Origin of the sequence: Bacteroides coprosuis (assembly GCF_020741705.1) — a bacterium.
Taxonomy (GTDB): domain Bacteria; phylum Bacteroidota; class Bacteroidia; order Bacteroidales; family Bacteroidaceae; genus Bacteroides_E; species Bacteroides_E coprosuis.
This window is the reverse complement of sequence record NZ_DYYK01000163.1, coordinates 1-14974: the sequence shown is the minus strand read 5'-3', so window position 1 is coordinate 14974 and position 14974 is coordinate 1. Positions and strand designations below refer to the sequence as shown.

Annotated in this window: 8 protein-coding genes, 1 other RNA gene and 2 pseudogenes; 2 read left to right on the top strand and 9 right to left on the bottom strand. The window is 33.8% G+C overall.

All coding sequences use genetic code 11. The features are described 5' to 3' along the window. The first annotated feature begins 229 nt into the window (after positions 1-229). Entirely contained in the window at positions 230-1489 is a 1260-nt protein-coding gene (locus tag K8V80_RS09790; protein ID WP_276777504.1) for a site-specific integrase, read from the top strand. A 61-nt stretch (positions 1490-1550) separates the two neighbouring features. On the opposite strand, the gene ssrA is transcribed toward K8V80_RS09790, so the two are convergent. The 7 genes from ssrA to K8V80_RS09755 form a co-directional block, all read right to left on the bottom strand. Beyond that, positions 1551-1948: a transfer-messenger RNA gene (ssrA, locus tag K8V80_RS09785) on the bottom strand. A 177-nt stretch (positions 1949-2125) separates the two neighbouring features. After that, positions 2126-4162 carry a glycosyl hydrolase family 95 catalytic domain-containing protein gene (locus K8V80_RS09780; RefSeq protein WP_276777500.1) on the bottom strand — a complete coding sequence of 679 codons (2037 nt, stop codon included), beginning with the start codon at positions 4160-4162 and terminating at the stop codon, positions 2126-2128. Between the two features lie 5 nt (positions 4163-4167). Then, positions 4168-5856, bottom strand: a complete 1689-nt coding sequence (locus tag K8V80_RS09775; protein ID WP_276777498.1) for an alpha-amylase family glycosyl hydrolase — start codon at positions 5854-5856, stop codon at positions 4168-4170. A 61-nt stretch (positions 5857-5917) separates the two neighbouring features. Further along, positions 5918-7441 carry a RagB/SusD family nutrient uptake outer membrane protein gene (locus K8V80_RS09770; protein ID WP_276777495.1) on the bottom strand — a complete coding sequence of 508 codons (1524 nt, stop codon included), beginning with the start codon at positions 7439-7441 and terminating at the stop codon, positions 5918-5920. Positions 7442-7451: 10 nt separating this feature from the next. Then, complete coding sequence (locus K8V80_RS09765; protein ID WP_276777492.1) at positions 7452-10754, bottom strand: TonB-dependent receptor; 3303 nt, start codon at positions 10752-10754, stop codon at positions 7452-7454. Positions 10755-10849: 95 nt separating this feature from the next. After that, on the bottom strand, positions 10850-11830 hold the full coding sequence (locus K8V80_RS09760) for a FecR family protein (protein WP_276777489.1): 981 nt from the start codon (positions 11828-11830) through the stop codon (positions 10850-10852). A gap of 72 nt (positions 11831-11902) precedes the next feature. Further along, positions 11903-12451, bottom strand: coding sequence for an RNA polymerase sigma-70 factor (locus K8V80_RS09755; RefSeq protein WP_245531220.1), 549 nt, complete (start codon positions 12449-12451; stop codon positions 11903-11905). 243 nt (positions 12452-12694) lie between these two features. On the opposite strand from K8V80_RS09755, the gene K8V80_RS09750 reads away from it, so the two are divergent. Beyond that, positions 12695-14011 (top strand): NAD(P)-dependent oxidoreductase, encoded by a 1317-nt coding sequence (locus K8V80_RS09750; protein WP_276777485.1) that lies wholly within the window; start codon positions 12695-12697, stop codon positions 14009-14011. A 163-nt stretch (positions 14012-14174) separates the two neighbouring features. Here K8V80_RS09750 and K8V80_RS12055 read toward each other — a convergent pair. Together K8V80_RS12055 and K8V80_RS09745 are read right to left on the bottom strand one after the other, a co-directional pair. Next, a pseudogene (locus K8V80_RS12055) lies at positions 14175-14294 on the bottom strand (IS3 family transposase); the annotation flags it as partial. 12 nt (positions 14295-14306) lie between these two features. Then, positions 14307-14639: pseudogene (locus K8V80_RS09745) on the bottom strand (transposase); the annotation flags it as partial. Between the last annotated feature and the right edge of the window lie 335 nt (positions 14640-14974).

Sequence of the window (14974 nt, the reverse complement as noted above, 5' to 3'; positions counted from 1 at the left end):
AAAAGAATAAGCCTCTAGATATTTATGCACGATACCTTAAAGATATAGATATCTCTCCAAAAAAGAATTTCATCATACCTATAAACTCGGATAAGCCTTTTCTTAAAAAAACAGACTTGATTCAGTTAGATGACTAGCATAGCCTTCTTTCAACCTCATTTTAGTATAAACATCCTATTTCAGGGACTAACTCCTATCCATAAATTTGTAGTTACTAAAACACAAGTTTATGACACCAATAAAGAGACATTGCCAATTCTTAGTTGACAAGGAAAAAGGTAAAGAAGATGGTAGATTGCGTTACCGTATTAAGTGGAATAGAGAGATTGTAGCCTTCAATGTAGGTTATCGGGTGTATCTATCAAAGTGGAGTAAAGAGACACAGCGGTGTGTTCAAAATACCACACACGGAAGAGATAAGATATCAGCATCAGAAATAAACCGAGCAATTCAGATTATGGAGGATGATATCTCTAGCATCTTTTACAAGTATGAGATGAATGATATCATGCCTACCAAAGAAAACATAAGAGAAGATTACAATCTTATAGCGAGGGATATTAATCTAAAAGAAAACATTGTCAAACTAGTAGATCTCTTCCAAACCTTCATAAACGATCAATCTAAATCAAACCATTGGTCTGCTAGTACTATAAAGAAAATGACTACTATTCTGAAGCACCTTACAAGGTATAAAGCTGATGCCAACCTAGATGAAATAACAGAAACTTATTTGCAGGGGTTTATAGATTATCTCCTATACAACCGCAAGATGAGAAATACGACTATAGAGAAAAACTATAGATTACTAATGTGGTTTTTAAGATGGGCCACAAAACATGAATATATCACTACTAAAGCCCATATTTTATTTGAACCTAAATTCAAGAATAGCACCAAAGAAGTTATCTTTTTAGACTGGAATGAACTAATAGCCCTATACAATTACGACTTCAAGCAACGTAAATATTTAGAACGTGTAAGAGATGTCTTTTGTTTTTGCTCTTTCACTGGGTTACGCTACTCTGATGTAGCTAATCTAAGTCGTGCAGATGTACACGATGATCACATTGAGATCGTAACTCAAAAAACAGATGATAGATTAATCATAGAGCTTAATAAGTATAGTAAGGAGCTACTCGATAAGTATAAGGATATACCAATAGAAGAAAACAAAGCTCTCCCTATTATATCCATGCAAAAGATGAATGAATATTTAAAGAAGATAGGAAAGATGTTAAACTTCAATGAACCCATCAAAGATACTTACTATAAGGGTAATAGAAGATTTGAAACGACAAACCCTAAATGGGAGCTATTATCTACCCATTGTGCAAGAAGAACTTTTGTAGTTAATGCAATTTCTCTAGGTGTACCTACTCATGTAATAATGAAATGGACTGGGCATAAATCTATGGAATCAATGAAGCCATACACCAAGATTGTTGACAAACTAAAAAGGACTGAAATGGATAAATTTAATAGATAAATCCAAATTCAGTCCCTAAATAAGTCCCTTTAAAATGTAACTGATTGATAATCAATAACCATTGTGGAGCTGGAGGGAGTCGAACCCTCGTCCAAACAAGGAAACCATATGCTTTCTACATGATTATCTCCGCCTTCATTTTCGTGTATAAGAAAGACCGAAGCCACCAACTTATACCTTATCCTCTAAAGTTTCATCAAGAGTGTGAGGCCACCCTTAACTATTCCCGATATTTCTACACCACTAAACCAGATAGCTTCGGAAAAACAGCATCTGAGTGATGTCTTGTCTCAGCATCTTATGCCGAGATAAAGCTGTAATCTACTATAATTCGATTACGCAGCAAGAGCGTAATTATTTTCGCCAGATAAAAATTTAATACTAAGATTAGAGTGCTTAATATCAATGCACTGCATGCTTACATACCATCTCTACTCGCTGTCAAAACCAGTCAGCCCCTATTTATTTTACTAAATAGTTCTATTTAAAAATGGTTCAATTCTACTTTAAGTTCGCTAACCATCTGTAGCATTGGGTTGCAAAGATATAAATAATTAATCAAAGAATATAGATTTTAATCGATTAATATCTATATAAAAGAGAGAAGCTATGCCTCTCCCTTCATATTATAAACAATTATTTTCGAGTAAATGTTTGTTTGTCTTTGCCAACGCCTGTTACTGTTACCTTAGTCCAATGCTTTGGCATTACTGATTTAACTTGTCTAATATCACCTTTTTCGGTAATATCAACTCCACAGAAACCCATAATTACAGACTGTAGTATTCCTCCTGCTCCAGTAGCAAAATAAGGGTTTATACCCCCTTTTGTTTCGGCTATTACTCGAAATGGAGGAAGCAAATTAGGCTCATAAGAATCTTTGAACCAATGATAAGCCTCATCAGCTTGTCCTAATCTACTATACAATAGAGCAAATATTGCCTGAGTCATTGCTGGAGTATTTTCATAAGGAACTTTTCCTGAATAATACTTCAAATCTTTATCTATTTGCTTTGCATCTGTTATAATACCCAACGGATAAGCTAGTAAATTCACATCTGCTTGTTTTATGTTTTCTCCGTCATATCCATCATATTCACTTGTTACACCATTTGGCAACTGTTTGATTGGTATATTTTGACTAATTTCTTCCCATTCATTAGGATAATTTACTTTCAGTTCATTAGCACATTGTACAGCCGACTTAAGTAAACGAATAGTAGCACCATTTGTAAAGGCATTATTATCTACATTTTCTGCCCACTCATCGGCTGCGACAACATTCTTTATTTCGTATTCACCTTTTTCATTTTTTGAAACTCTGCTAACCCAAAAGTTAGCTGTTTCTTTTAAGATAGGCCATCCTCTTTGAGCAAGCCATTCTTTATCTTTGGTTACTAAATAGTAATTCCAGGCAGCAATACCTACATCTGCTGTAATATGATGCTCAAATGGACCAGTCAATGCCCAAACAGGAGTTTCTTCAGTACCGGTATCTGCACTTTCCCAAGGATACATAGCGCCTTTATATCCATAAATAGTAGCATTCTTTTTTGCTGCTTCTAACCTATTAAATCTATAATTAACTAAACTCTCAGCTAACTCAGGTTGCAAAAAGAGCAAGGGTGGAAACATAAATAATTCGGAATCCCAAAATACATGCCCATTATAACCCAAACCACTCAAACCCATGGGAGAAGGAGAGAAATCGGTATTAGGTCTTGAAAAAGAATACAAATGATAAAGCATACTCCGAACATCTTGTTGTGCCTGTTTATCCCCTTCAATCTGGATATCACTCTCCCACAACCTCTCCCACTCTGCATAGTGTTTATCTTTCAACTTCTCCTTTCCTTCTAAATAAGCAAAAATTGTTGAACGTTCTGCTTGATTATAAGGATCTGCATTCTGAACTGAAGAAATAAGAGTACCCACTAAAGCGAAAGAATATCGCTGTCCTTTGTTTAAGTCAAGCGTAAAAGATGCAATATGGCTATCGTTATCATTCATCTTATGTATCACTTTAGGCTCTTCTCCTACTGACTCTTCAAACATAAAAGCACTAGATGCTGCAATGGTAACATTACCTGAAGGAGATTTAGCTATAGAGGTAAGGAGAGGAATATGTACATGAGACTTATAGATTTGATTAAAATAATTTTGTTGCTCTTTTAAAGAATGAGGGGTCGTTAATAAATTATCAACTACCATCTTCCCATCCTTTTTCATAATCACATCAATATCCATTAAAACACAATGTGGAAGATGTCTCAATGCCCTATAAGTGTACTCTACGGTAGCAATATCTTCCAAATCAAATGAGGCTGAAAACTCTGCTTTTTTAAAATCTAATTTTTGTTTATAATTAGATATAGAGTTCAAATTTACCCGTTTACCTCCCAAAGACATTTTTAAATTAAGAAGATTATAACTTGGAAGAAAATTACTAACTCTTCCTCTTCCAAATTTATCATATACACCTGCTAGCACTACCTCACCCACTTCTAATGGATTAGGAGAAGAGACCACCCCTAGCATTCCATTTGCTACAGTAATACCGTAATAATTTGATGCATCAATTTGTTCAGCCTCAACAACCCAAGGGTTTTGAGCTTTAAGAGGAAGCAAAACACATAGCAGTAGACATACACTTATTATTCTTTCCAAATTCATATTTCTTATTCTTTTTCTATTTTAAAAATACCGTAGGATACTCCATCCGAACTAATATTTAAACCTCTAACTCCAACTTCAATCCTACATCTTTCGACTAAGATAGGAGTTGCTTTTTTATAATTCCCAGCAACAAATGTAGTTTGTCTTTTACCAGACGGGTTTAAGACAACGCAATACTCCTCTTTTTGATTAAATCTTTTATATACTAAAGGATAACTATTTTCTTCTGCATACAGAAATTCTATATTATTATTCAAACTAAAAGCATCTGTAGTCTTTCTGAAATGTAGTAGATTGCGAGTAAAATTCAACAAGGAAGTTGGATTATTCTTCTGATCCTCTACATTTGGTCTAAATTCATCGGGATCTAGGGGAAGGTAGAAATCATCTAATGTAGCTGTAGAAAATCCTGCTTTTACAGAACTATCCCACTGCATTGGAGTACGAGTTCCCGCTCTATTTCCTTTTTTTAGCATACTACCTTCTTTATCTGGTAATCCTGGTATATATTTCATTCCTATCTCATCACCATAATAAATTAATGGGATACTAGGCAGCGTCAAAAAAAAGGTCATTGCTACTTTTAACTGTTCAACCGTATTTCTATTGCCTGAATTGGGTCTTTGAAAATCATGATTGGCAGTAGGATAACAAGTAAAGCCATCATCTCCTATCTCTTCTAGCTGTTCGATGTAGTAGTTTTTAAATTTAGTGGGAGTTCCTGTTCCTTCTAGACTAAAATAACAGACATCTCTCGTATAAGTTCCTATGTTATTAAAGAACATAGAGCTATAAGCACTACTACCAATGTGTATTATAAAATCGAACATAAAACCAGCCTTCACCGACTTAGCGGGATTTCCCCATTCTGCTATAAGCACACCTTCAGGAAATTTATCTTGAAAATGAGTTCTTATCTCATGCCATAGCTTATTTGTTTCAGCAAAGTCTGTATCGTTTTTGATTAATGAATGAGCCATATCTACACGGAAGCCATCCGCACCCATTTCCATCCAATAATCAATTATATTCATGAGTTCTTTTCTTGTTGCTTGAGGCCCAACAGCTGATGTAGATTGCTCCCACTCTTTATTTTTATCAGGATTAGCATAACCAAAGTTTAATGCAGGCTGACAATCAAAAAAGTTTTTACGATAAGAGCCGTTCCTTTCATAGTTTCCTGAAACAAACTTTGGTTCTGGTCTTAATGTAGAGTCATTTGTCCAGATATATCTATCCGAAAATTCATTTTTTGAATTCTTTTTTGATTCCAAAAACCAAGGGTGTTTATCGGATGTATGACCAGCCACTAAATCTAAACAAACCCTCATATTTCTTTTCTTTGCTTCTGCAAAAAGTCTTTGAATATCTGCATTTGTTCCATAACGAGATGCAACTTTATAATAATCTGTTACATCATATCCAGCATCTTTAAATTCTGACTCAAAACAAGGGTTTAGCCATAGAGCATTTATTCCTAGCCATTTCAAATAATCTAATCTATCTATTATCCCTTGTATATCTCCTATTCCATCTCCATCTGTGTCCTGAAAACTTTGAGGATAGATTTGATAAAAAGTAGAGGTACTTACCCAACTAGGGATTGGTTTAAATTTCTGTTTCTGTTTGCCAAAACTTGGAAGAACAAAAATCACTGTTATTAAAAAACCTAATAAATATCTTTTTTTCATATCAATAACTTTTAAAGTAGGATATGCCTTGACACATCCTACTTTTGTGATAAGTTGTTAGTTAGTAATACCCTTCATTTTGAGTTAAATCTTCATTTCCTTCCAGAGCACTAATTGGTATAGGAAGAAGTGTTTTATAGGAAGGTGTTTCGAAATCCTTGTTATCTCTTGGTTTTGTATACTCATCAAAACGAATCATATCGTTTCGACGAGTATTTTCCCAATAAAGCTCAAACCCTCTCTCATTATAAATTTTCTTTAAATCGAGTGCAGTATATTTATCTTGTTTTCTAGATTCTCTCAATTTATTGATATCTTTTAAAGCACCTTCTACATCACCTTTTCTAAACTTTGCTTCTGAACGCAACAAGTAAGTATCTGCCAATCGGTAATAGTGAAAATCATTACCCGCAGACTTCGTATTATTTGTATTAGGATTGGGTGCATATTTTACTACACGTACTCCAGCTTGTTCTTTCGAATTGTTTATATCAAATTCTTTTGTGAAGATCAAAGGTTCACCCAAACGCGTTTTTAAAGGTTCGCCAGACACCGAATATTGCTGTCCAACTAAGAAACCTTGATTAAAGCCTAATTCTTTTATTAAGCGTCTATCTTGAAAACGTACATCTTCTTGATTCCATGTATCAAAGAATGTTTCGGTAGTACAACAGCCATTCCATAGACTAGTAAAGTTGCCAAACTTTTGATTGTAATGTAAAGTAATCGGTACCCACTGTATTCCTGTTAATTGCAAATCTTCATCATAGATAATAGAGAGAATAGACTCTGTATCATAACCATACTTTGCATTATCATGTTGAAATAATTTCCAATAATCATCGGCTAGTTTATATTCTCCTGAATTAATAATGTCGTCACAAAGCTCGATCACTTCATTCCAACGAGACTCATTGAAATATACCTCGTAGTTGATATAAATCTTAGCCAAAAGCATTTGAGCTGCAGCTTTGGATATTCTACCATAAGGTACTTCCGATTTTTTCTTTAACAAAGGAATGATATCCTCCAGTTCACTGATGATTCTTGGAACAGATTGCTCTCTTGTTAAGATCATTGGCTTTTTCGAAAAATCGTCTTCATTATACTCTCTAAATGGAAACTTACCAAAGTTATCCATCAAAAGATACATTGATAAAGCCCTTATAAATTTCACTTCAGCTATGTAAGCATCTCTTTTTTCTGAGGGATTGTAATTATTCAGATAATTGAGTGTAATATTACTTTTAGTTATACCAATCAAAAAGCTGTTCCATGTATTCCTTATATAAGTATTCTGTGGAGTATATTCATGAGTAGTAAGAGTTTGTTGATTTGCATTCACCCAGTCTGAACCTCTTGCAGGCCAAGCTAATTGATCGGTAGTAGCTTCTAATGTTCCCCACACTCCTGTGCGACTTTGTAAGTCTCTTAGGTAGGCATAAGAAGGAGCAACTACCATATCCATATTTTCTTCATTGGCTAAAGTACTCTCGCCATCTTGTTCATTTAATATTTCTTCATGCAAATTGGTACATGAAACGAAGCTTATAAAGCAAAATATATATATAAATATGTTTTTCATAATTATAGTTTTAGAATTCAACGTTTACACCAAAAGAGAAAGTTCTTGATTTAGGGTAAGAAGTCCAATCAATTCCCATAGAGGGGACACTATTTGAAGCGTGATTAGAGTTCACTTCGGGATCATATCCCGAATAATTAGTAATAACAAATAGATTATTGGCAGCTACATAAAGATGTAACTTATTCACATATTTGAACTTACTAGTATTAAACGTATATCCCAAAGATGCACTACTTAAACGAACAAATGAACCATCTTCAATAAAGCGATCTGAATAAACTAGTGTATTATCAAAAGACTCTTTACTACGAGTTGCCCCACCAATGGCATTCCAGCCTTTGGGTAGTAGTGTTTTTTGATCCATGATATTAGCTAGGTTATTATATATTTTATTACCAAATACACCATTAAAAAACAGAGATAAATCCCAGTTTTTATAGCGTAAACTAGTATTTAAATTTAATGTAAACTTAGGAAGCGCCGAACCTAAATCTTGTTCAATAGGCTTTCCATTCTCATCTGTCTCAAATCTATTTTTACCCTCTTCATCAAAGCCTAAAAACTTATATCCCCAGAAAGTACCGATTGGTTTATTACTCATTATCACCTGAGATTTATAACCATTTATACCTGGGCCACTAGGACTGCCTGTTGTGATCTGACTCATAGGCAAATCTTTCACTTGGTTTTTGATCAGTGAAAAGTTAGTGCCCATATTCCATGTCCAATCCTTATTGTCTATAATCACACCATTTAATTCCAGTTCGAACCCCTTATTGATAATTCTGATACTTGGTACATTAGACCACACTTGAGTTGTGGGAGCTGGCGCCATAGAGTAAACTTGAAGTAATACATCTTTAGTCTTTTTGTGGAATAGATCAATAGATCCAGTTAAGCGATTATCTAAGAAACCAAAATCGATACCTAAGTTATACTGATAAGTACTTTCCCATTTTAAATCGGGGTTGGGAGTTCTAGTTAAAGTAATACCTGGAGTTACATTAGTAGAAGAACCATCTAGAATTGCGCCTGTCTTAGATGTAGTACCTAGTGATGCTTGTGAAATTTTATTTGGAATTTCTTGATTACCTGTAATACCCCAGCCAGTTCTTACTTTCAGATTACTAAATAAGTTGAGGTCTTGAATAAATTTTTCTTCTCCCAATCTCCATGCAAAAGACACAGATGGAAAAAATCCATATTTATTATTCTTTCCAAATTTAGTAGAACCGTCAGCACGTACAGTAGCTGTTAAAGCATATTTATCTAATAAGTTATAATTTATTCGAGTATAAAATGATTGTAATTCATTGACAGTAATATTAGAACGAACTTCAGCATTTGTAAAGTCGCCCATTTGCAAATTATTCAAATAGTCTACTTCATCATTTTTAAACCCTTTTTCGGAAAAGCCATGAGAGTACATTTTAAAGTGTTGGTAAGAATGTCCACCTAATAAGTTAAAACGATGAGCATTACCTATTTTAAAATCATAAGTGATGAAGTTTTCCATCAACTTACTAGTAAAGGACAGGTTATTTATATCGACCGTTCCACCGTCCGTTAAATAGATTAAATCTTTATGTTGAGTAACTTTTCTTTCAGTTTTAGAATGATCTATGGCTAAGTTTATCTTATAATTCAAACCTTCAATAATTTTAAAAGTAGTTGTTAAGTTGGATAGAACACGATCGGTTCTATTTTTATCATTTGTAAGCTGAATCATAGCCACAGGGTTTCTCTCATCACTACTAGATTGAAAAAATTTACCATCTTCTCCATATACAGGAAATGTTGGGTTTAGTTTTAACGAAGATAAAATTACATCACCTTCATGACCTCCTGTTTCACCAATAGGAACACGCTGGTCATCTGTACGAGCAATCGTCGTATTTGCTTCAAATTTTACCTTGCCATCAAATGCTTCTTGAGAAAGATTAAAACGACCTGTGTATTTTTTCAATCCTGTACGATCAATAATACCATTTTGATCCATATAGCTTAAAGAAAAACGATAAAGTGTCTTTTCAGTACCACCACTTAACGATAAGTTGTGGTTTTGAGACATTGCAGTTCTATATATTTCATCTTGCCAATTGGTGTTTGCACCCATATCTGTGACGTTCAAACCATTTTCATTTACATAGTTTCTAAAATCACTAGCACTCAATATAGGAAGTTTCTTAGGTAAACTAGATACGGAAGCATAACCTGAGTAAGAAACAGACGGTTTACCTACTTTACCTTTCTTTGTAGTAATCAAAATGACACCATTACCCCCTCTTGCCCCATAAATTGCCGTTGCCGAAGCATCTTTAAGCACCTCCATAGATTGGATATCATCAGGGTTTAAGAAGTTCAGAGGATTCTTTTTAGGAGCACTACCTACGCCTGCTATACTTCCACCCCCTGCTTGATCATCAGATATATCCAATGGAACACCGTCAATAACATATAATGGATCTTGACCCGAACGAATAGAGTTTGAACCACGTACTCGCACTGTTAATCCTGCTCCAGGTTCGCCACTAGTAGAAGTTATATTAATACCTGCCACTCGACCTTGCATCATCTCTGTGGGAGATGTCATGACTCCTACATTGAAATCCTCACTATTCAAGGTTGACATAGCTCCAGTGAGATCACTCTTTCTCATAGTACCATAGCCTACTACCACTACCTCATCCATAGTTATTCTATCTTCTTCAAGTATTAAGTTGAGAGGCTTGTCCGATTTAACAATATATTCTTTTGACTTATACCCGATAAAAGAAACTACAATTGTGCTATTCGATGGCATTTCTAAACTAAAATTACCATCAATGTCAGTAATCGTCCCCACATTATTAGCTCCTTTAAGAGTTACTCTTGCACCAATAACAGGATCACCATATTCATCTTGAACATTCCCTTGTATTTGGAGTTGAACAGATTCTTTTTTCTTTCTACTTAAGATGTATATTTTCTTAGACTGATCATCTATTTTAAAAGAATTAGTCTTTAAAATTTGTCCTAAAGCAGATTCTAGAGAAGCTCCTTTCAGATTTACTTTTATGATTTGATTAATATTTACATCATCATCACTATAGAAGAATACATAATCTGTTTGTTCTTCGATCTGAATCATAACTTGCTTTAAAGTTTCCCCTTTTATACTTAGGTTAACTTTAGCATTTTGTGCAATTGCTGATGTTGAAAATAACAAACTGAAAAATAGTAAGATAAGTAAGAAGGAAGGCTTTAAAAAGACATAAGCCAGCTTCTTAGGAAAAAGCATAAAACTTTCTCCTATTCCATTTTTTTTCATAACTTTGATATTAGATTTAACGTTATTGAGTATCCTTACGGAACTCTTTAATGATTAATAGTGGGTAGACTTTGGCCGAAGTCTACCCTTTGTTTTTATTTAATGATTACTTTATTCTCTTTTATTTCAAATTCTATATTTGAGATGTACTCTATTGATTTTAAGATATCATTCAAAGTATCTTCTCGAATAGTAAAAGTGAGATGAGTATTATTTTCAAAACTAGAATTATATATAAACTCTACCCCATACCAACTTTCTAAATAAGGTATGATGTCTTTTAATAATTTTTTCTCAAAAGAAATTCTCTGATTAATCCAAATTCGAGAAGCCATACCATTTGCCATTTCAACCTTTTCTGCTTTATTGCTCTTTGACAATACATATTTTTCATTAGGCTTCAAGATATAGTCTTTTCTATCACTTGCTATTTTTACTGAGCCCTCTATTAGTGTTACTTTAACTTCATCACTGTCTAGATAATTTTGAACATCAAATTTTGTTCCTAGCACCTCAACGTTTACATTTGCAGTTTTTACTACAAAAGGTTTTGCTTTATTCTTTTCTACTTCAAAATAAGCCTCTCCATCTAAACTTACTTCTCGATTTTCAGCTAAGAAGTCTTCTTTATAAGACAGAGATGAACCTGAATTCAACCACACCTTTGAACCATCGGGTAAGCCGATAACACCTTTACTTCCTTGAGGCATAATTACCTTATTAACTAGCACTTCTTTTTCACCAATAGAGGTATAATTCAAAAAGAAAAAGGAAGTAGCAAAAGCTAAAATAAAAACAGCTGCAACACGATATAACCAAGGTAAAATAGAACCGATTTTACTTGACACAGAAGATTGTAAAATAGACTGTTTTGTATCCTTCAAAGCAGTATAGATTTCCGATTTACTTATGCTTGCTGCTTCTTGAGTAAGCCATATTTTATGTTTACTCCTAAATTCTTGTTTATGAGTATCACTTTGCTGCAACCAAGTTAGCAACTGCTCTTTTTCATCTATCTCAGCAGTTCCATCCCAGTATTTTATCATTAATACATCTATGTCTATTGTATCATTCATAGTATTGCCTTCTATTAGTTATCACAAGTAAGGGTAAATAAACCCTATCACATTTTTATTAGTTAACCTTTATTAACTTATAAGTATAAATAAAAGTGAGAGAGACAATAGATCTCTATCTGCCAAATACGCTCTTAAGTCTTTTATTATTAGGGAAAGATTCTTCTCTACTGTTTTTATGCTAATGCATAGTTTGTCAGCAACTTCTTTATTCTTTAATCCATTTAATCTACTTAGAGTAAAGATTTCACGATTACGGGGAGATATTGTATTCAGATACTTATTTATTTCAGATTGAAGTTCTAACAATGAAACTTCTTTATCAACGGATTCTTCAGCATGAAGAATAGCTTCAATTTCATTATCCACACCCATAAACACACTCGTTTCGGCATATTTACTTGTGAGATAATTAATGCTTCTATTGTAAACAGATTTAAATAGGTAAGATTTAAGAGGGCTTTCAAAATCAATAGATTGCCTATTTTTCCATAATTCCAAAAAAACATCCTGTACAATATCTTTTGCCAATTCTCGATCTTTAATAAACCGAAAACTGTATGCAATCAGTATCGAATAAGATTCAATAAATAGTTTTTCAAAAACTCTCCAATTTGTCATGCCCTCCATAGTAGAAAAAAGATTTTAGCAAAGGTATATATTCTATATTAAACCCCTTTCCAAATACGAATATAAAACTATTTCAATTTTAAGATATCATATCTCCGATGATAATCACTATTTATCAACTAAGTTACTGAATTTTATATATTTACAATTATTAACACAATTGCTATGTAGGGATTACAATTTTAGACTTAGATTTGTAATAAAATGTAACATATCTATAATTAACCAATAATAATGAGTGCAAAACACAACAAATTCAAGGAAGAAGATGCTGGCTACAGCATGAAAGAGGCTATTAATGAAGCAAAACGCTGCCTTAATTGTAGGAAACCGAGTTGTATACAAGGTTGTCCCATTGCCAATGATATTCCCGATTTCATCCATCAACTATCCATGGGTAATATGGGTGCTGCCATGACAATTATCAATGAAAAAAGTAATCTTCCTGCGGTTTGTGGGAGAGTTTGTCCTCATGAGAAACAATGTGAAGGAAATTGCATCCTTCAAAAGAAAGGCAAACCCATTCACATTGGACGACTTGAAAGATTCATTGCGGATTTTGATACTAATATGGATCTTATTCGTGATAAAATACCTCAAAAAACAAGAGGAAAAGTTGCTATTATTGGTTCGGGTCCTGCTGGTTTAACTGTAGCTGGTGACTTGGCTAGAATCGGCTTTAACGTTTCTATCATTGAAAGACAAGAAGAGCCTGGAGGAGTATTAATGTATGGTATTCCAGAATACAGACTTCCCAAAAAGGTAGTACGAAAAGAGATTGAAAAGATTGAAAACTTAGGAGTTACTTTCTTAACCAATCGATCTGTAGGTGAAGATCTTACCATCGACACCATATTTGGACAAGAATATGATGCCATATTTATCGGTTCGGGTACAGCTATGCCCAAAACCCTTGATATGCCTGGAAATAACCTCAAAGGCATTGTTCAATCTTCCTATTTTTTAAGAATGGCTAGTCTTTACAGTACGGGAAGTGTAGAGAAAGATGAAGTTCCTTTCAGAGAAGGCGAGAATGTAGCTATTATAGGCTGTGGAAATGTGGCTATGGATGCTGCCAGAACAGCTATTCGAATGGGTGCTAAAAAAGTAACCGTTATTTCTAATGAAACTTTTGAGCAAATGCCTGCTATAAAGTTTGAATATGAATCTGCTCTAAAAGAAGGTGCTGAATTCATCTGGGAAACCAACACAAAAGAGTTCCTTGGTGATGAAGACAACGAATATATTATGGGTATTAAAGCAGATACATTGGAGGGTGAAAAAATTCTTCACTTTGATAGAATTTATCTAGCTATTGGCTCACGACCAGCCAACCGAATTGTTTCAACAACAAAAGGGATTGATGTAGATGATACAGGATATGTTATTACTCGAGAAAAACCATACGGTATGACAACCCGAAAAGGTGTTTTTGCTGGTGGTGATGTAGTACATAAGCCTCAAACAGTTGTATTGGCTATGAAAGATGCCAAACTTGTTGCAGCTGGTATTGCTCAATATGTGGATGCTGTTAAACTTTTACAAGATTAAAAATAGACCTACTGTGTGTAATTAAAAAACGCCTATTAGATTTGTTTCTAATGGTCGTTTTTACTAAATAGATGGGCTATTCACAGCTCTTTATTAGAAAGTGATAAATTCACTTTGACACTAACATGATGATCGAGGTGAACCCCAAAAGTTGGACGATTAATTATATTCTAGAATGGTGAGTTCTGTATTCCACAGGACTCATCCCATTTAATCTATTTTTAATTCTTATATTATTATAATAATCAATGTATTGATGTATTTTTTGTATTAGCTCTTGTTCGGACTTAAAGTGTTAATTATAGATAAGTTCTAGCTTCAAAGAGCCAAAGAAACTTTCCATCATTGCGTTATCATAACAATTACCTTTACGCGACATACTTGGCGTCATCTTATAATTAACAAGAGCTTTGCGATATTCTTTGGATTGATATTGCATACCTCTGTCGGAGTGTATAATAATCCCCTTAACGGATTTTACCTTCTTAAAAGCCTTATCTAAAGTTTCTATAACTAGTTTAGTAGTCGGATTATTAGATAAACTATAACTAATAATTTTTCCATTATACATATCCAAAATAGGAGATAAATAGAGCCATTTGTCTTTAATCTTAATTTGGGTTAGATCTGTATCCCACTTCCTCTAAGGCTGATTTGCATGGAAGTCTCTATTAATTAAATCCTTGGATATTCCTGCCTTTAGACAGATATACTTAATTAATTCAATATGAAAGTTTTCTTTAGAAGATTTATTTTGAGGTTTTATATGATAATAAAGCGTTGAACGAACCATCTGACTGCAATCCCAAAGGGTTGCAAGGTCGTATTGCTGCCTTACTTCTTGGGCGATTTGAGCCTAATCATGCGTTCTCGGGCTTCTCGTGCTTGAACTAAAGCCTTTACTTTTTTTAATAGCTCATTCTCTGCTCTTAATTTATAAACCTCTAGCTGTAGTTTCTCCAA